Genomic DNA, 18,806 nt, shown 5'->3' on the forward strand with positions numbered 1-18,806 from the left:
AGGTTTAGTTTCGCCGGGAGGGCAATTCTTGCGTTACTGGCGGTTTAAATCGGGAAATGTTCTTCTGATGTCTTGTTGGCGATGCTGATAAATCTCTCTAGATAAGATAAAGAGGTGTGGTGATCAGTATTCACCCCGACCCGGCTTGCGTCAGGTCGGGGCGGAATGTCAGGCGGCTTCGCCCAGTTCAGATCCGTCTTTGACCAGTTTTGCAACCGCTGCGAAGTCCAGCTTTCCGGAGCCCAGGACAGGAACCTTGGATACCACACGGACTTCTGCCGGTATCATGAGGTCCTGTGCGCCTCGGGCTTTGGCGCCTTCAACGAAGGCTGCGCGGTCCGCATCCGGATTTTCCGTCACAAGCACCAGTTTCTCGCCCTTGCGGGCATCCTTGATGGCGGCAACTGCGGACAGATGCTTCGGCCAGATCTGGCCCGCCAGGGCTTCCACGGCGGACAGAGACACCATCTCGCCTGCAATCTTGGCGAAGCGCTTGGCGCGGCCCTTGATGATGATGTAGCCGTCGTCGTCGATCTCGACAATGTCGCCGGTATCGTGCCAGCCGTCGACAAGTGGTTCGACGACGCCGGGATTTTCGGCCTTCAGATAACCGACCATCACGTTCGGTCCCGACACATGCAGTCTGCCGCCGGTTTCCACACCAGGTACGGGCTCAAGGCGTGCCTTCATGCCAGGCATCAGTTTGCCGACCGTGCCCGGACGGTTGTACATCGGCGTGTTGAGCGCGATGACCGGTGCGGTCTCGGTCACGCCGTATCCTTCCAGAACACGCAGGCCGAAGCGTTCCTGATAGATCTGCCTGGTTGACGGTTTCACCGGCTCCGCGCCTGCAAAACAGTAGCGCAGGGAGCGGAAGTCGTAAGCATGGGCCACACGGGCATAACCATTGAGAAAGGTGTCGGTGCCGAACAGGATCGTCGCATTGGAGGTGTAGATCAGCTCCGGAACGATCCGGTAATGCAGGGGCGAGGGATAGAGATAGACCGGGACACCGGATATCAGCGGCAGGATGGTCCCCGCGGTCAGGCCGAAGGAATGGAACATCGGCAGGACGTTGAACACCTTGTCGTTCGGGGTGAAATCGATCCTGGCGGCTGCCTGCGTGGCATTGGACAGGATGTTCCTGTGTGTCAGCACAACGCCTTTCGGTGTTCCCTCCGATCCGGAGGTGAACAGGATCACTGCCGTGTCGTCCGCCTGCCTGCGTACCAGGGGGCGGCTTTTGGTCAGAAGGCCGCGGATCTTGTCCATGAAGCCGATTTCAGAGCGCAGATCTTCCAGCCAGATGATGCGAACGTTGTCTTCCAGGTTTGAAGCCAGTTGCTCCAGGCGAGCCTGCTTGACGAAGGCGCGGGAAGACAACAGCGTACGAACGTCCGCAGCACGGCAAGCCGCGAGAATGTTTTCCTGACCGGCGGTGAAATTGATCATGGCGGGCACCTTGCCGGCAGACATGGTCGCCAGAACGGTAACGGCAGCACCATTGGCATTCGGCAGCATGATGCCGAGGGTTTCTTCTCCGCCGGTGTGCCGCAACAGTTTGCGGCCAAGCACTGAGACGCCTGTCAGCAGTTTGCCTGCATTCAGCTTTCCGGACACCGGATCCTCAACCGCCAGCTTGCCGTAGCCGTATTCTTCTGCCGTGGCGATTACCTTCTCCAGGATCGTCACGTCTTCCGTCAGGCTGGTTTCAAACATCAGTTCGGACATGACGCTGTACAGCTTGGCGCCGGCTGCAGCGCGCCGCTGACGTCCCCTCAGTTCGTCGTCGAGGTCCAGGCGGGTAGGTTCCATGATTGTCACCTTCACTTTGGGGAACAGACGCTTGCGGATCTGGCTTGGGTTCAGGTAGGAGAACGGCGTTTTTTCGAGGCCGTCGATGCGGATCGGGACGATCATGGCCCCGGTCTTGTCGGCCACCATGGCCGCACCGTCGTAGACCTTCATCAGGCTGCCGGTGACAGTCAGCCGGCCTTCCGGGAAGATCACCATCGGTTCGCCGGAGTTCACCACCTTGATCAGTGCGCGGGTGGCCATGGGTTTTGACGGGTTGATCGGCAAGGCATTCGCAAGGTGCAGGAAGGGTTTTACCCACCAGCGCCTGGCAATGTCATAGTCGATGGCGAAGGACGGCTTCTTGTCGGTCAGGGTCAGAGCCAGGCCAGCGTCCAGCAAACTAACGTGGTTCAGCGCCAGGATCGGGGCTTCGCCGGCTTTTTCCAGATTTTCCAGGCCTTTGACTTCCATCCGGAAGATGGCGCGATAGAGGATTGAGATCGCATCGCGCATCGGGTTGGTCGGCAGGATCTTGAGCATCACGATAGCTGCGACAAGGTTCAGCCCGGCCAGCGCCAGAAAAATTGCGGGAACGGAAAATCCAAGTTTCTGGGCTCCTGCCAGCAACAGTCCGCCAACCGTCATCAGGGCAGCGCCAAGGGCGTTGGACGCTGCTATCCGGCGGGCACGCACCTGCGGTTTCGCCCAGGTCTGGAGTGCCGTGAAGGTGGGAACAACCAGCAACGCACCGGAAATGGCAAGGCCGGCCATATCGACACTGAGGCGGATTACGCCCTCATGGGTGACGAACTCGCGCAAGCCAGATGCTGTTGCGGTTGCTGGCAGGCCTGCCAGGGTCAATGCCGCATCCAGGCAAAAGAGCGCCAGCAGAAGCGTTCCGACAGGAGCCGGCAAAAGGACGACACGGCCAGCCAGAAGCCAGGCGGCAATTGCCGACCCGATGCCGATCGAAACGGCGAAGACGGTCAGGAAATAGGTGACGGCAATTTCTTCACCGCCCAGGAACGTCTTGACCATCAGCGGCAGAACAGCGAGCACCATGGCACCGATGAGCCAGAACCAGGCATTCATCATGGCTACCAGGAAGAGACGACGATCGGCAGCCAGATCTCTCACCACGCACCATGTGGATGTCGCAAGGTTCCAGTCAATCGTCAGATGAGGGGCTGCTGCCGATGCGGAGGGAATTTGCCGGCTCAGCCCGTAACATGCGATAGCCAAGGCTATCATAACTGGGGCAAAGATCAGGGTGGGAGCACCGGTGCTGAACAAAAGGCCGGCGGAAATCGTGCCGCCCAGGATTGCCAGAAAAGTTCCCGCTTCTATCCAGGCATTGGCGCGCGGCAGGTTTGAAGCCGGCAGATGATCCGGGAGCAGCCCGTATTTGACCGGGCTGAACAAGGCAGACATGGCACCAAACACGAATAGCGCGGCAAAGAGGATGGGGAGGGAGGACAAGGCCATGCCTGTCACGGCCAGGCCTGCGCCTGCAATTTCTGCAAGCTTGGTTGCCCGGGCAATCCGAGCCTTGTCGAACTTGTCTGCGAGTTCGCCCCCGAGTGCGGACAGAAACAGGAAGGGCGCGATGAAGACAGCCCCGGCCAACGTTATCAGAACACCGGTGTTGCCACCGTCTGCGCCGTGTCCACCAACCTGGAACAACACCAGGAACACCAGGGCGTTTTTCAGGAAATTGTCGTTGAATGCAGAGAAAAACTGCGTCCAGAAGAGCGGTGCGAAACGTCTGGATGTCATCAGTGACGCGCTCATGAGGTCCTCCTTCGAAGCAGCTATCTGTCAATCTGCTTCATAACCTTCAATCTTTGAAACCCGGACGGAGGGTTAGAAACTCCGCCCGGTTTTATTTCTGGATCAGACTTGTTCCGGCTTGCTGATGTCCATCAGCAGTTTTTCCGTCTTTGCGTCTTCCAGGCGGTTATGGAACTTGTTGGCTTCTTCGCGATCACGCATGGTCTTGGTCAGGGTGACCGCTGTATGGACCAGCATGATTGCGGCCATTGCGTAGAAGCCTTTCGCGGAGAAGCTTGCTTCAAGGTTCCAGATGCCCAGGGCCATCATGATAGCGGCTACAGCGAAACTGCCGGCGGTAAAAATGGTCCAGTTGTTGGAATGTTTGACTGTGGGTTCCTGCATGGTCTTGTCCTCGTGTTAGCTGCTTTCTTCCAGAAGAAGGGGAATGTCGGACTTCAGGCGGGCGAGCACATCGTCCGCTCTGGTTTTGACAGGCGCGCCGCAACCGGCATCGCCCAGTTTTTCGATAACCGCACTCGGGTTATCCGCTGCCGACAAGGTCTTGAATTCCTGTTCGGCCAATTGGTCGCGTTCCTGGCGTCGGCGGATGTCCTCCAGCTGTCCTTCTGCAAGGGCGAGCGCCGACTGGCCGGTACTGGAGCCAAAGGACTGTGCTTTCTGGATCTGGTCGCGAACTTCAACGGTGCGTTCACCGCGCTTGAGGGCGCGCAGACGGCTCTGGGCGCGATGCAAGGTTTCCGTGAGGCTTGAAAGATCGCCGTCGAACGATCGGATCGCCTCTTCGAGCGCCGACTTTTCGTCTTCCAGAAGTGCGATAGCTTCCGCTGCCTCTTTCGCGAGGGGTTCAAGACCTTTGAGGAGGGCGTTGCGAGCCCTGTTCTCCAGATCTTCGAGGGATGCATTGATTTGCCACAGCCGCTTGCGGTCCTGCTGCTGTTCTGCCTTGGCGCGGGCCAGAGCAACCTGGGCAGCCCGGACGGAAGCGGCGGCTGTACGCGTGTTGATGGAGAGGAGAGCAAGAGACTGATTGTCCCGGCTTTCCTCGGCGCTGGTTAGAAACAGCGCCCTCAGTTGGTTCATGAATGGCTCAAACATCGTGCCTCTCTCAAAAGGTGAACGTTGTTCACTATTTGACAAAGCCACATCATTTTGATTAGGTCAAGATGAAAAATGAACAAAGTTCACTTTTGAGGTGCGATACGGTTAATGGCCGGAGTTCAAAAAGCAAAAAGCGAAGAAACCCATCGTCGCGTTCTGGAAGCGGCGATTGCCGCCGTGGAAGCAGGGGGCATGGAAGCGGTCAACATCAGAAAGATCGCGGCTGATGCCGGTTACTCGGTAGGGTCGGTCTACAAGCATTTCGCGGACCAGGATGCGTTGTTGCTTGCGGTCAACTCGGTAACGCTCGGCCGCATCAAGGATCTGATGGCATCGAAAGTCGAAACCGTGGATGAGCCCTTGGCACGGCTCAAGGTGCTGGCGCTGGCCTATCTGGCGTTTGCGCGCGACAATCGAAACCTCTGGATGACATTGTTCAGCCATCACTTGCCTGAAGGCAAGGCGGTGCCTGAGTGGCATATTCAGGAAAATATCGCGCTTCTCGGTTTCATCGCAGCACCGTTGCGCGAACTCGATCCAAGCATGATGGAAGAAGATCTCGCAGCCCGGACACGTACCGCTTTTGCGGCGGTACACGGTCTCGTCACGATCAGCCTGGAAGCACGGTTCGTCGGCCTGTTGGGAGAAAAGCTGGAGCAGGAAATGAACTTTCTGGTCGAGCGCCTGGCAGGGTAGGGAGGTCCCTGACTACCAGGCTGGAGATTATCCTGCTGAAGTTTACCAGGCTCTTACCCGTTTCTCCGGTGGCAACCACATCGGGTCGCCCTCCTCGATGCCGAAAGTCTCGTAGAACGCATCGACATGTTGTAGGGCCGCAAAAGCTCGGTAAGGGCTAGGAGGATGCCCGTCACCGGCGACAAGCATGCGCAGGAACGGGTCGGAGGCCTTGGCCGTCCAGAACTGGGCCCAACCGATGAAACAGCGCTTGGCCGGCGACAGGCCATCTATCTCGACATTTTCCTCAGGGTGCTCGGCCAGATAATCCATCAGGCTTTCATAGGCGAGCGTGATGCCGCCGACATCGGCCATGTTCTCTCGGACATTCATGGGGCCGTTGGCGTTAAGGCCAGGCAGCACTTCGAAGGCGTTGGCCTGGTCGATCAGTTTCTGGGCTTCCCTGTCGAAGGCCTTTGCATCGGCTTCCGTCCACCAGTCACGGAAGTTGCCTTCCGCATCGTATCGGCGGCCACCGCTGTCGAAACCGTGAGTCATTTCGTGGCCGATGACCGCGCCGATCCGGCAGAAGCGCAAGGGAGCGTCCATATCGTGGCTATAGGCTGGCGGCTGGGTGATGGCCGCATTTACCTCGAAGCCGTTGATGGAAGGCGTGTAGGCGGCATTGATGACGATCGGCAGCGTTGACTGCGTGTTGAATTCCTCGTGCACGACGGGTTTCTTAATTTTCTCCAGCATGCGGTTCATGGAAAAGGCTCCAAGATTGCGCATGTTTGCAACGGGATCGGCCCCGATCTCGAGTTTGGAATAATCGACCCATTCATCGGGATAGCCGACCTTGTAGTAGAAGGTGTCGACCTTCTTCAGGGCTTCGGCGCGAGTATCTTCCGACAACCAATCCCGCGTTTCGACGCGCTCGCGAAACTTCCCGTGAATGCGCTCGACCATCTTGATGACTTCGGCCTTGGTCTCGTCGGAATAGTAAGTTTCCACGAAGAGCTGGCTGGCGGGATGGCCGAGGTTCTCTTTCAGCAGGTCGTACATGTGTTCCTGGCGAGGACGGTCCGTTCGTGCACCGGTCAGAACAAGATTGAACTCCTTGGCGGGTTCTTCGAAGGCGGATGTCAGGAATTCCTTGTAGTTTTCAATAACCCGATAAGCCGCATAGGCTTTCAGATCTTCAAGCGGTGTTTCCTTCAGCACTTTTGAGAGCTCAGGCAAAGCCCTTGGTTCAAACATGTAGACTGCGTCGGGTTTCTCGAAGCCGACTGTTTCAAGATAGAGATCGAGGTCGAATTCCGGCACCAGGGCCTGGACCTCCTCATAACCAAGTTTGCTATAGCGGTTTCGTGGATCGTTGCCTTCTTCGGGTGTCAGTATCCCGGCATAAAGCGCTGTTTCTATTCGAAGCGTGATGTCGGCGATGCGAGCGGCATCGTCCTCCGGATAACCGGCGACCTTCATGACCTCCGCCACATAGGCACGGTAGGCGGGAATACGCGGATCGCCTTCCTTGTTGCGCAAGAGTTCGAGATGGTGGTCTTCCACACCGAAGCCGGGGCCCGCTGAAAAAATGGCGTAGCGCTTGCTGTCGGCTGGATCTGCACTCGGCGCGAAAATCGCAAACAGGGCAGGTCCGGACATTGCGGCCTGGTCAGCCGCGAACCGGGTAAGGTCGTTCAGGGTTTCCAAGGCTTCGATGGAGTGCAGGTCGCTTTGGATCGGTTCGATGCCTGCAGCATCCATCGCCTCGACATTCATATAGGCCTTGTAAAAGTCACCAACGAGCTGCGTCGGGCTACCCTTGGGCGCTTCCGCGGAGCTTTGGCTTGCCTTTTCGGAAACAGCCGCAAGCTGCTTGATCAGTCTTTCGCCGATGATCGAAAAAACATCCCAACGCGCCTTGTCCGCTGGCCGGTTCACCCGGTCGAGCCACTTGCCTGAGGCATAGCGATAAAAATCGTCGGCCGGATCCACGGAGGTATCCATATTCTCGGGCGAGAACTGCAGGTCGTCCGGGGTGAGTGGGGGAAGGCCGTTTTCCTCAGCGAAGGCAGATCCGGAAAGCAGCAAGGTGCTCGTCAGCAGAAGTGGGATAATTTTCATTTCAGCACCCCCGGGGAATTCTTTTTACCTTACGTAAGAATAGGGTTCCGGCTGCAGATGGCAATCCGATTACTGCAAGGGTTGTGGCGGCGGCGTTCATGAGCGAGGTGGCTCCTGGCGCAATCGAACCGACTGTGAGGGGAGCGCGGTTAAACCTTAGGTTCCACAGAATGTTTGATAGGGACCAAAAGCCTCCGGGGCAGGAAGGGCATAGCTCTCAAAGCCGGATCTTTCTTCATATGGAGCTTTTAGAACATCCAGTAACTCGTTGAGCAAAAGATACTCTCCTGTTTCCGCACTCTGGAGTGCCGCTTCCACCTTGTGGTTCCGTGGAACGTAGAGCGGATTGACAAGGTTCATCGCCGCCCTGGTTTCTGCCGGCGCTCTGCCTTCGCTTTCAAGGCGTTGCCGCCAGCGCTCCAGCCAGTCGTCTATCTGCGTCGGATCGACAAAAAGTTCGCGCAGCTTTTGCGGTTCGCCAATAGCGGCCTCGCTCAGGTGCCGGAAGAAGAGCGTGTAGTCGACCGATTGTTCCTGCAGGACCGACAGCATCGTTTCGAACAGCTCCTGATCTTCCGCGGTTTCTTTCACCAGACCCAGCTTTGCGCGCATCCCGTTCAGCCAGGCTGCGCGGTAGATATCAGGAAAGCGGCCGAGTTCGGCGCTTGCCAGGTCGACTGCCTTGTCCAGATCATCGGGCTGGATCAGGGGCAACAGGGTTTCGGCAAGCCGGGCAAGGTTCCATTGCATGATGACGGGCTGGCGGCCGAACGCGTATCGTCCACCGTGGTCGATGGAGCTGAACACGGCTGCCGGATCATAGGCGTCAATGAAGGCGCAAGGGCCATAGTCGATTGTTTCGCCGGAAATCGTCGTGTTGTCGGTGTTCATGACACCGTGAACGAACCCGACAAGCACCCAATTGGCGACCAGCGCTGCCTGGCGCTCGACTACTCCCCGAAACAGCCGGATATAGCGGTCCGGTTGTCCGGCAAGATCCGGATCGTGGCGGGCAATGGCGTAGTCGGCGAGCTGGCGGACTTTTTCCGTTTCACCGCGTGCCGCAAAATACTGGAAGGTACCGACCCGCAAATGGCTTGCGGCGACACGGGTCAACACTGCGCCCGGTTTCGGACCATCCCGGTAGATGGTTTCTCCGGTAGTTACCGCTGCCAATGCTCGTGTCGTCGGAATGCCGAGTGCATGCATGGCTTCGCCGAGGATGTATTCGCGCAAGACCGGTCCCACGACAGCCTTGCCGTCTCCACCACGGGAGAAGGGGGTCGGTCCCGACCCTTTCAGCTGAATGTCCTTCCGATTGCCGGTGCTGTCGATAATCTCTCCGAGAAGAAGCGCGCGGCCATCCCCCAGTTGTGGCGAGAAGCCGCCAAACTGGTGGCCGGCATACACCTGGGCAAGGGGGGACGCGCCGTCCGGCTGACGGACCCCGGCAAAGATCTCTGCGCCTTCGGATGTTTCCAGAAGGTTGGAATCAAGGCCGAGTTCTTTTGCAAGTTCACGATTGAACACCACAAGCTGCGGCGTTGGCACCTTCGCGCCTTCCCAGGCCACATAAAAGCCGGGCAGATCCCGTGCGTAGGAATTGTCGAACTGGAAAATGGGCGGTCGGGCGGTCATGGAACCTACAGTGTGCGGTGGGAATAGCTTTACCGCTTAATATAGGAAGTTACGGCCGTCTGTCCGCCCCGGTCAGGTCGGAAATCGAATTCATGTGAACTTTGAGAAGGCGCAGCAGGCCTGTCACGCTGCGTAGGCCGCCAGAAACACCTTCACCGCTGCAGCAACGTTGGTTTCGATTTCTTCTTCGCTCGGCTTTGGGCCGGCATTGAGCAGCATGCGCCTCAGAACGCCCGCCACACACAAGTCGAAAAACTGGCCTGCAGCCAGTTCGACATCGCAGTCCTTCAGCTCGCCGCGGTCGATCCGCTCCTGGATGAAGGCGCCAAGGTCGCGTCGGCCCTGGCATGGACCGGCTTCGTAGAGCAGAACGCCGAACTGAGGGAATTTTTCCGCAGCGCCGACTACCATGCGGAGGGTCGACAATTTTTCCGGGTTCGCCATTTTCTGCAGATAACTGCGGCCGATACGGTGCAGATCGCTTTTCACGTCAGCCCTGCTGACGAGGGTTTCCCGCAGGATTTCCGCCTGGCTGAAACGTTCTTGCAGGATCAGCGCCTCGAACAGCGCTTCCTTGCTGCTGAAGTAAACGTAGAGCGTGCCTTTGGAAACGCCGGCTTCCTTAGCGATAACCTCCATACTGGCGCCATCGAATCCCTTTGCCCGGAAGACTTTTCGTGCTCCGGCAAGAATCTGCCTGCACTTGGCGTTGTCGGTCTTCTGAGCCGGATCTTCGGCTGTCGCCGGTAGTTCCTGTGTTTCGGTTGTCATCGCAATCTCGAATTTCTGCCGTCTTTCAGTAGTTTATCGCTAGTATTCTGTCAAACACACGGTTTTTGCTGCAAAAAGCATTCCCATAAATGCAAAGGTCAACTGTTCGGCAGGTTGTTGGTCAATCTCAACACTATCGGCCAACAGGACGAACCATTCAATCTTTCCTGGTCAGACCAGCTGTGTCTGCAAGTCAAAACGCCCCCTAAAAAATATCTTCGACAGGATCCGACTCCCGGACAGGTGATGCGTCGCGCGTCCCCCTCCCAAAGTGTCTTGTTGCCGTCTCGATCAACCAGGTTGTTGAACAGGGGGGGCTTGTGCGTTGCAAAAATTTCGCCGGAACCCTTGCGTTCGCCAAGGGGATGAACATATAAATGCCATTGACCGAACCGTTCAGTCAATGCCTGGGCGGTCAAGAATTTTGGGCAAAGGATACCATCGTGGCACTCAGAGAAGGCCGCAATGAAAGCGGCGCAATCGGTGGTGGGCCGCAGGCTGCGAGCCGCCAGGATCAAGACAACGAGACTTCAGTAGCCTCGAAAAGCGGACAGGCAACACCAACTTCCGCAAAAGACACAAGCGATGACAAAGGCGGGCAGGTGGCAGTTTCGTCTCAGACACAGGTAACAACCGCAACGACCACCGCAGAAGCGCCTCCACCGAAAAAGAAAGGCAAGGCCAAGCGGGTCTTCACGCTGGTTCTGCTCGCCGGTCTCGGCTTTGGCGGATATGAGGCGTACCATTGGTGGACCGAAGGCAGATTCATTGCCAGCACGGACGACGCCTATGTGACCGCGGATATCACCGTCATCCTTTCCAAGGTGTCCGGTTATGTTGCGTCTGTCGCTGTCGGCGACAATCAACGCGTGAAAGCCGGTGACGTGCTGCTGAAGATCGACGATGGCGACTACAAGCTTGCCGTCCAGTCCGCAAAGGATTCCATCGACAGTGCCCGTGCAACGGTCGATCGTATCGCGACCCAGATTACGGCTGCCAAGGCATCCGTGCTGCAGGCTGAAGCGTCTGTTGCTTCCGCCAAAGCGCAGAAGGACGAAGCTTCCGCGAACTACGATCGTCAGAAAAGACTGGCGGACAACAAGTTTGCCAGCCAGGCAACGCTTGATACTGCCAATGCCTCACTGAAAGGCGCGCAGGCGGATCTGGAGAATGCGCAGGCAGCAGTGACGCTGGCCAAAGCCAATATCGATGTGCTCAACGGCCAGAAGAAAGAAGCCGAACAGGCAGTGGTTGCTGCCAAGACAGCTCTTGAGAAAGCCGAGCGCGACCTCGCCTTCACCATCATTCGGGCACCGGTCGATGGCATCGTCGGCAACAGGGCAGCCCAGGTCGGCTCCCTGCTGCAGCCGGGAAGCCGGATTGCCGCGATCGTGCCACTGGCCGACACACACATCGATGCGAATTTCAAGGAAACTCAGCTCGAGGGTATCCAGCCCGGGGCAGAGGTTGAAATCTCCGTCGACGCTTATCCGGACCAGCCGATCAAGGGAACCGTGGAAAGCATTGCGCCTGCGACCGGTTCCGTCTTCAGCCTTCTGCCGGCCGAAAATGCGACAGGCAACTTCACCAAGGTGGTTCAGCGCGTGCCGGTGAAGATCAAGGTTCCGGAAGAAGAAATAACAAGCGGACATCTGCGAGCTGGCATGTCGGTGGTTGTCGAAGTCGACACCAGGACCGGTGGCCAGAAAGAAAACGTCGCCCTGTCGGCGCTCCACTAGACCTTCAGGTGCGGATCAAGGGTCCGTATCAAATCAAGTCCTCCCCGCGGCCTCCAACCGCACAAGCCCGGTATCCGCATCTTGCGGATGCCGCCCCTTTGAAGAGCAATCCGCCGACGGCGTCAGCTGCGCGGATGTTCCAACAGTATCGAATGATCGGCCACAGGCCATTCCGTCTCTTTCGGCTGAATGACCGCCGGTTCAAGGCTACGTCACATGAGCGAGACGGCACAAAGCGCATCCATCGACGGACGCAAGCTGTTCACCTTCCTCTGCATGGTGTTCGGCATGTTCATGGCGATTCTGGATATCCAGATCGTGTCCGCATCCCTGTCGGAAATCCAGGCCGGGCTTGGAGCTTCCCAGGACGACATTCCCTGGGTGCAGACAAGTTACCTGATAGCGGAAGTCATCATGATCCCGTTGTCCGGATATCTCTCGCGCATGCTGTCGACGCGCTGGATGTTCGCGCTGTCAGCGGCCGGTTTCACGGTGATGAGCCTGATGTGCGCCACTGCCTCCACGATCGAGGAAATGATCGTCTACCGTGCCTTGCAGGGGTTTCTCGGTGGCGGCATGATCCCGACGGTTTTCGCGACGGCTTATCTGATTTTCCCGCGTGAGAAATTCAACGTCATCTCTCCGGTGATCGGTCTTGTCGCAACGCTGGCACCGACCATCGGTCCGACGCTCGGCGGTTATCTCACCGAATTCGGCTCCTGGCACTGGCTGTTCCTGATCAACGTGGTGCCCGGCATCTTCGTTACGCTTGCCGCTGTTACCCTGATCGATTTCGACGAGCCGGATCTGTCTCTGCTCGATCATTTTGACTGGTATGGCTTCGCGGCCATGGCCATCTTCCTCGGTTCTCTGGAATTCGTTCTTGAAGAAGGCTCGGGCGAAGACTGGTTCCAGAGCGGCGAGATCGTTTTCTTTTCCGCAATCACTGTGCTGGGAGCTGCGATCTTCTTCTGGCGGGCGTTCACGGCGCGAGAACCCATTGTCGATCTGAGAGCCTTTGCCGACAAGAACTTCGCCATGGGCAGTCTTTTCAGCTTCATTATGGGGGTGGGGCTCTACGGCCTGACATATCTTTATCCGGTCTATCTGAGCGGCGTTCGCGACTACACCTCGCTGCAGATTGGCGAGACCATGTTCGTGAGCGGTCTTGCCATGTTCCTTACAGCCCCGATTGCGGGGCGGCTGATGTCCGTGCTCGATCCGCGTGTGATGATGGCAATCGGCTTCTCCGGCTTTGCAATCGGCACTTACATGGTGACCGGTATTACGCACGATTGGGATTTCTGGGAGCTGCTGGTTCCGCAGATCCTGCGTGGCTGCTCGCTGATGCTGTGCATGGTGCCGATCAACAATATCGCCCTTGGTATGTTGCCGCCGCAGATGATCAAGAACGCATCTGGCCTGTTCAACCTGACCCGGAACCTGGGAGGTGCCGTCGGACTTGCGGTGATCAACACGCTGCTGACCAATCGGCAGGATTTCCACTACGAACGTATTTCCGAAACGGTCAACTGGTCGCGTCCCGTCGTCAATGAGACATTGACCAACATGACACATGCGTTCTCGGAACTGGGTCAGAATGCGGAAACAGCGGCCTTGAAGACGTTGTCTGGCATCGTCACCCGCGAAGCGTTCCTGCTTTCCTTCTCGGATATTTTCCTGATCCTGACAGGCTTGTTCCTCGCTCTTGTCGCCGCGCTCTATTTCGTGGAGCGACCGAAACCGGCACCTGCCGGTGGCGGCGGTCATTGATTTCAAGATAGTGGATCATCCGGACGAGCGCTGCCGTGTCGATCAGGCCTTTCTGTCCGGTCCGAAACGAATTCTTCGTTGCATCCGGCCGCCGCCAATTCGCGTATTGGCCGGTCTTGACGGTGGCGGATGATCGTCAAATGCGGCCTGTGCACTCACGTCACCCTTCGTTGCGGTTTGGCCTTGTGCAAGCCTGTCGGCCATCCATCGGGCAACCTGAGGTGTCGCGACACTTGTTCCGTCGAGAGACACCAGCGATCCGCAGCGTGATCCGGCACTCAATATGCCTCGCAAGACCGGTGTGTCGTCGCTGACCGCGGCTGCATCCGGACCGTTTCTCGTCGGACCGGTTGCATTGAATGCGGTTGTTACCGGACCGGCGGCAGAATAGCCGGCCAGATCGTTGCGGGTTTCGACATATCCAGCAAGAACGGCGGGAAACTCGCCGCAGGCAAAGCCGCTTATGGTGCCGCTGCGCTTGACCAGGCAATCGGATCCGGGCGGATCGATCGGCAAGGGGGCACCAAAGCTGTCGAAACGCTGATAGTCGTCATTATCGAAATAGGATTGACGTCCCAATGCCGGGAACCCGGGCAAGGTTTCGTCGCGCCGGATCCAGACCTGAACCCTATCGGTTTCGGTCAAGGCAACATTCTCGATTTCGATTTTCCAGACACCCGAAGGTGCCAAGTCATCCGTGACGTCGTGATGAAAGGTCGGGTGAACGCCGACGACAATGCAACCGCGCCAGGTTGGCGCGTGGGGAGGTGTGTAGAGGATCCGGCCGAATTCCACGTTGTCTCCGGAATGGAGGATCGCAGTCTCTCCAGGCACTGTTGAAACCGGCGTACTCCTCGGTCCCACGGGAGGCGTAACGCGCACTCTCACAAGGTTGTCGGGGTTCTCCTTCGGCGGCATCCAGATCTCAACGTAGCTCGCGCTGCGGTCGTCAGGTTGAATGCGCCAGTCGAGGCTTGCGGGCCTGACGTTACCCGTATCCTCATCCGTAAAGGTAACCTCCGCGTGGGTGCGCGCCAGATTGCCGTTCCCGGCAGGAAGAGCCACCTGGATTTCACGCTGGGTGGTCGAGTGAAGCTCGTGATCGATCTTCGCTTCGATCAGACCGGTACCATCGTGCGGTCCTGCAAAATTCCCGAAACTGAAATTGACCACCAGCGGGATCCGCTTGCCGTGATCGGTCTCGAGCCGGTAGCGTTCCGCGTGTATCTTGATGAAGTCGATCGCGCGTCCCAGAGCTGGCAGGATCTGCGCTCCGCTGACATCCATGGTGAGATCGGTTGGCAGCTGCACGCAGATGATGGGGCGCGTGTTGTCCTTCGTGCCGGGTTGGTAACCGGCGGCAAGTCCCATCACATGGGTGCCGTGGGACACTCGCATGGCGGCGGGCTTGAGGCCGGGCCAGTTGTAGTCGATCAATCCGCACTGACTGTAGAATCGATTCTCATCGAGGAGCCCGCTGGCCGTGTTCGCGGCAAGCAACCCGTCGATTTCGCTCCTGGCAAGGGCGTGCCCCTGCGGGACGACGAGGGTGCCGGTCCGCGGTCTGGCGTCCATGATCCAGGCAAAGGAAACGCGTGACGCATTTGGGTTGGCTTTCCGGAAAAGTTCATGGCCGAACGCGATGCCGTTGTCGATGACAGCGGTAACAACGGAACCATCCTCGACAAATATTTCCGGCAGATTGCCGGACATAATCTGCGCGCTCGTGTCGAGCTGTCCGACCGGAACGACAGTCCCAAGGATGATGCGCTTTATACCGAGTTGTCCCGCGTTCCTCGTCGTTTCCTGCAAGAAGATGTCTTTTGCGTAGAGTGAGGGATACAGGATCGCTTCTTTGGCCGCGCGCTGTTGCGCGGTGTAGAAATTCGGGATGAGGACTGCGTCCTCAAGCCCGTTGCCACCGCCGATATCCTTGGCCCTGGCGATCAGATCATCGAGTGAGATGTCATCGAGCTCGACGAGGATGTCCCACCAAGTGTCTTCTTCTCCGGATCCGAACTTTGCTGCAACAGCCAGCCGCCAGTTCGTGACCGGATCGATTGAAAATTCATCAAGGGTTCCGTTGGTATCCGACATGACTTGACCTCCGGTTCGACTTTGCTATGCGATCACGAGCTGTCGTCTTCCAAAGGCGAGGCACCATCCCCACCATCCTCGAGTGTTCCGCCACCGCTGCTGCCACCGGCACAGGGTTCCCTCAGGTCCAGCCATTCCTGCTTTGCGCGGTTCCACAGCCAGGCCAGCGGCCTGGATTGAATGGTCGTACCGGTGAGGGACGTTGTGGTTTCGTCGGCCCAGGCTCCCGGGTCCTTCTGCGTGTGGGTTGCCGGATCGTAGAGCTGCGTCCAGTCGAAATCCCGGCTGTCAGGATACTGGTCGCCGTGGAAAGCCCATCCCTTGATTTCATTGGAACCCTGGCACCGACCCGCGAAATAGGCGCCGAGCGTAAGTCCGAGAATTGCGCCGGCCTCGCTGTCGACCGGAAAATGTACACCCGCGACGGTGCGGTTTACTGCAATGCGCGAGGCCTGACGCATGAACATCTTGCCCCAGATCGTGTCGTCATAAGGCACGACACCGGCATCCCTCAGGAGGAGCCAAAGGACCCGGGCCAGCGTGAAGGCTTCCGTCGAATGACCGCTCGGCAGGGTGCCATGCGTGGGCGTCAGGATCATCGGCTGGATCTGCGGGGAGAATTCTATCGGACGCTTGCAGGCCAGGGCATACTTGATCCGCATCTCCACCAGGTTGGCGAGACCCTGCGCAGTTGCCAAAAGCTCGATCGTATATGGTGTTCGAGCCGGTGCGATGAATGCGATTGACCGCAGAAATTCAACAGGTGTGCTGAGTTGGGCGATAATTTCAGCCGCACGATCCTGCCGCAGGTCTGCATAATTTGCCACGAGATCGAGCTGCTTCTTGAAGATCGCCATGGTTGGGCGAGACATCCTGGCGAGCATGGCATAAGCCGCGAGTGGCGTATCGGTCCCGTCAGGGTTGCTGGTCACGTTCAGGTGCCATACCTGAGCCGTTCCGGAGCACGTTCCCTCAAACTTGAAAGTGAAGCCGAGCCTCGATGCCAGTTCAAGTGCGTAAATGCTCTGCCGGACTTCCGGAGAGAGGCGGCCTAGAAAAGCATCGTATTCCGGGCAGTTCTCCTGGATGGCCGCCGTAACAGGCTGCCAGGTTCCGGCAATGCCATCGTGATTGGTGATCAGCGCGTTCACGATCAGCGGTGAATCGAAGGAAGGGGCGCCGCCGAACCCGCCAAAACCGCCAAATCCCCCGAAGCCCCCAAACCCTCCGAACCCTCCGAACCCGCCAAATCCCCCGAAGCCGCCGAAGCCCCCAAATCCTCCAAAGCCCCCGAAGCCGCCTGCCGGATATGCTGTTTCCCTTGGTGTCATGACTAACTCTCCCTACCTTTTTGATTGGCCGGTTTCACTCCATTCTCAGGGCGGCAGTCCGGCTTGCCTTAGGGTTTCGGCGAAGTCCTTCCCAACCTGAAACTGCGCACTTGGCGAATTCTTCAGCCAGCGGCTTACGGTCAGATCCGGCTGACGCTCGCGCAGTTCGCTGATGGTCTGAGCTGCCAGTTCGGTGTGTCCAAGACGCATTTCCGCGACAGCCTTGGCACGCAGCGTCGAGGTGTGCGCGCGGTTGGAGCGAAGCGACTGGTTGGCGAACTCGAGAGCGCGGTCATATTTTTCGGCCGTAACGCAAGCGGATGCCGCAAGCGACAGGAAAAAGTACCTGTAGGGATCGATGGGAGACAGGCGGAGGGCCAGTTCCGTGTCCTTGACAGCCTCCTCGCCAGCTCCCTTGAACGCGAAGAGAGTGCCGCGCAGCAGGCGACCCATGGCGTAATTCGGATTGTACTCGAGGGCCATGTTGTAACGCTGTTCAGCTTCTTCGAGCTTGTGCGCGAGATTGGTGAGGGTAAATCCTTCGGAAACAAGGGCCGTGACATTTGTCGGGTCGTGGTCGAGCGCGGTTTGCGTGCAGCTCAAGGCAAGGGATTTTTCGCGCTCGGGTGAATCCGTCCAACCCTGTTGAACCGCCAGAACGTGCCATTTTGCCTTCCATGCCAGGGCCATTGCGGGTTGGCGCGACGAACGATGAATCAGTTCGTCAAGAAGTTCGGCGGCGTATTCGAAATGGTGGCGCGAGAGCCTGTAGATCAGTCCGATCGCGCTCATCAGAAGCGAATAGGCGTCGAGTGTCTGCATCGGGCAGGACAGTGCCTGTTGCACTTCGCTCCGGAAGATTGCCGCATGGCAGTCCTTGGCGAACTGATACATGACGGATGAATCGCTAAGGAGGGTAGGAACCTCTTCGCTCAGGCGATCCGACCAGATCACGCGGCCGGTTTTCGCGTCGGCGAGTTCTGCGTCCAGAATTACGTGGTTCGCATCGCCGCTATAGGTTCCGGACAGGACAAAATCCGCCTGAAGCGTCTCCGAGATCTTGGCAAGGGAGATATTCCGCATGCGAAAACCTGTCGTCGAAAGGCGGGAAATAACATTGAGTTCCGTGGACCGGGACAGTGCGACGATCAATTCCTCTGCGAGCACTTCACCGAGCACGTAATTGTCTCTTGATCTGCTGCGTGGCGTGAAGGGAATAACCGCGACGGTGGGGAACAGGTCTTCGAATTGCTGTAACGGGAAAATGCTCGGGTGAGTTCCCACGGGATGAACCCTGAAGGCCCGCACCGTCTCGGCGACATTCTTGAGGTGGCAATCCCCAAGATCCTCGAATTCCGCGTCGAGTTCGCTTGCCAATGCATCCCTGACCTCCGCGGAGGCAACAATCTCTCCGGGGCGGGCAAGCGACATGAGACGGGCGGCAATGTTGACGTGGTTGCCATAAATGTCGTCATCGCCGGTGGTGAGCACGTCGCCGGTGTCGATACCGATGCGTACCTGCAACCGGTTCACGGCAGGGAGTTGCTCGTTGATCTTTGCCAGTTCCGCGGTGAGACGCATTGCAAACCGGACTGCGCTTGTTGCGTGCTCGATTTCAGCCAGAATGCCGTCGCCCAAGGACTTCACGAGCCTGCCATCGTGTTCCGGCAGAAGGTCATCTTTCAGGTAGGCGACAAAGGAGAGCCAAGCTCCTATGGATGCATTGTCGGCGGTCGTAAACAGCCGCGCAGATCCAACTACGTCGGCAAAAAGTATTACTTTCTGCCGATTCTCCCATTTTTCGAATAGCCGTACGGGCTTTCGGTATTCAGCGGCCGCCTGCATGAATTTCCTCGTAGCGACAAAATCGCTCAACCTGAAAACAGTCTAATAACAAAGTTTAGTCACCAATTTTTCTCAGAAATAATGAGGTAATTAACAATGATTGTTTCACGTAGATAGATTT

The 18,806-nt window shown here is 57.8% G+C and carries 12 protein-coding genes; 3 read left to right on the forward strand and 9 right to left on the reverse strand.

What is annotated here, in order from left to right:
• Nucleotides 1-168 precede the first annotated feature (168 nt).
• The 3 genes from ACP90_RS13350 to ACP90_RS13360 form a co-directional block, all read right to left on the reverse strand.
• Complete coding sequence (locus ACP90_RS13350; protein ID WP_062488622.1) at nt 169-3,588, reverse strand: acyl-[ACP]--phospholipid O-acyltransferase; 3,420 nt, start codon at nt 3,586-3,588, stop codon at nt 169-171.
• A gap of 102 nt (nt 3,589-3,690) precedes the next feature.
• Entirely contained in the window at nt 3,691-3,972 is a 282-nt protein-coding gene (locus tag ACP90_RS13355) for a YiaA/YiaB family inner membrane protein (RefSeq protein ID WP_022998340.1), read from the reverse strand.
• A gap of 15 nt (nt 3,973-3,987) precedes the next feature.
• A complete protein-coding gene (locus ACP90_RS13360) occupies nt 3,988-4,671 on the reverse strand; it encodes a PspA/IM30 family protein (RefSeq protein ID WP_158514179.1) in 684 nt (227 codons plus the stop codon).
• A 126-nt stretch (nt 4,672-4,797) separates the two neighbouring features.
• On the opposite strand from ACP90_RS13360, the gene ACP90_RS13365 reads away from it, so the two are divergent.
• Entirely contained in the window at nt 4,798-5,385 is a 588-nt protein-coding gene (locus ACP90_RS13365) for a TetR/AcrR family transcriptional regulator (protein ID WP_062488624.1), read from the forward strand.
• A 42-nt stretch (nt 5,386-5,427) separates the two neighbouring features.
• Here ACP90_RS13365 and ACP90_RS13370 read toward each other — a convergent pair whose 3' ends face one another.
• The 3 genes from ACP90_RS13370 to ACP90_RS13380 form a co-directional block, all read right to left on the reverse strand.
• Complete coding sequence (locus ACP90_RS13370; protein ID WP_062488625.1) at nt 5,428-7,491, reverse strand: M13 family metallopeptidase; 2,064 nt, start codon at nt 7,489-7,491, stop codon at nt 5,428-5,430.
• 156 nt (nt 7,492-7,647) lie between these two features.
• Nucleotides 7,648-9,129 (reverse strand): protein adenylyltransferase SelO, encoded by a 1,482-nt coding sequence (locus ACP90_RS13375; protein ID WP_062488626.1) that lies wholly within the window; start codon nt 9,127-9,129, stop codon nt 7,648-7,650.
• 123 nt (nt 9,130-9,252) lie between these two features.
• Complete coding sequence (locus ACP90_RS13380) at nt 9,253-9,900, reverse strand: TetR/AcrR family transcriptional regulator (RefSeq protein WP_062488627.1); 648 nt, start codon at nt 9,898-9,900, stop codon at nt 9,253-9,255.
• A 443-nt stretch (nt 9,901-10,343) separates the two neighbouring features.
• Here ACP90_RS13380 and ACP90_RS13385 point away from each other — a divergent pair, with 443 nt between their 5' ends.
• Nucleotides 10,344-11,639, forward strand: coding sequence for an HlyD family secretion protein (locus tag ACP90_RS13385; RefSeq protein ID WP_208993525.1), 1,296 nt, complete (start codon nt 10,344-10,346; stop codon nt 11,637-11,639).
• 216 nt (nt 11,640-11,855) lie between these two features.
• Nucleotides 11,856-13,412 carry a DHA2 family efflux MFS transporter permease subunit gene (locus tag ACP90_RS13390; RefSeq protein ID WP_022998347.1) on the forward strand — a complete coding sequence of 519 codons (1,557 nt, stop codon included), beginning with the start codon at nt 11,856-11,858 and terminating at the stop codon, nt 13,410-13,412.
• 42 nt (nt 13,413-13,454) lie between these two features.
• Here ACP90_RS13390 and ACP90_RS13395 read toward each other — a convergent pair whose 3' ends face one another.
• From ACP90_RS13395 to ACP90_RS13405, 3 genes are read right to left on the reverse strand one after another with little or no spacing between them, the layout of a single operon-like run.
• On the reverse strand, nt 13,455-15,509 hold the full coding sequence (locus ACP90_RS13395) for a hypothetical protein (protein ID WP_062488629.1): 2,055 nt from the start codon (nt 15,507-15,509) through the stop codon (nt 13,455-13,457).
• Nucleotides 15,510-15,541: 32 nt separating this feature from the next.
• Nucleotides 15,542-16,840 carry a phosphatase PAP2 family protein gene (locus ACP90_RS13400; RefSeq protein ID WP_062488630.1) on the reverse strand — a complete coding sequence of 433 codons (1,299 nt, stop codon included), beginning with the start codon at nt 16,838-16,840 and terminating at the stop codon, nt 15,542-15,544.
• Between the two features lie 45 nt (nt 16,841-16,885).
• Nucleotides 16,886-18,685 carry a FlgO family outer membrane protein gene (locus ACP90_RS13405; protein ID WP_062488631.1) on the reverse strand — a complete coding sequence of 600 codons (1,800 nt, stop codon included), beginning with the start codon at nt 18,683-18,685 and terminating at the stop codon, nt 16,886-16,888.
• Between the last annotated feature and the right edge of the window lie 121 nt (nt 18,686-18,806).

The organism is Labrenzia sp. CP4 (assembly GCF_001579905.1).
In the GTDB taxonomy this organism is placed as follows: Bacteria; Pseudomonadota; Alphaproteobacteria; order Rhizobiales; family Stappiaceae; genus Roseibium; species Roseibium algicola.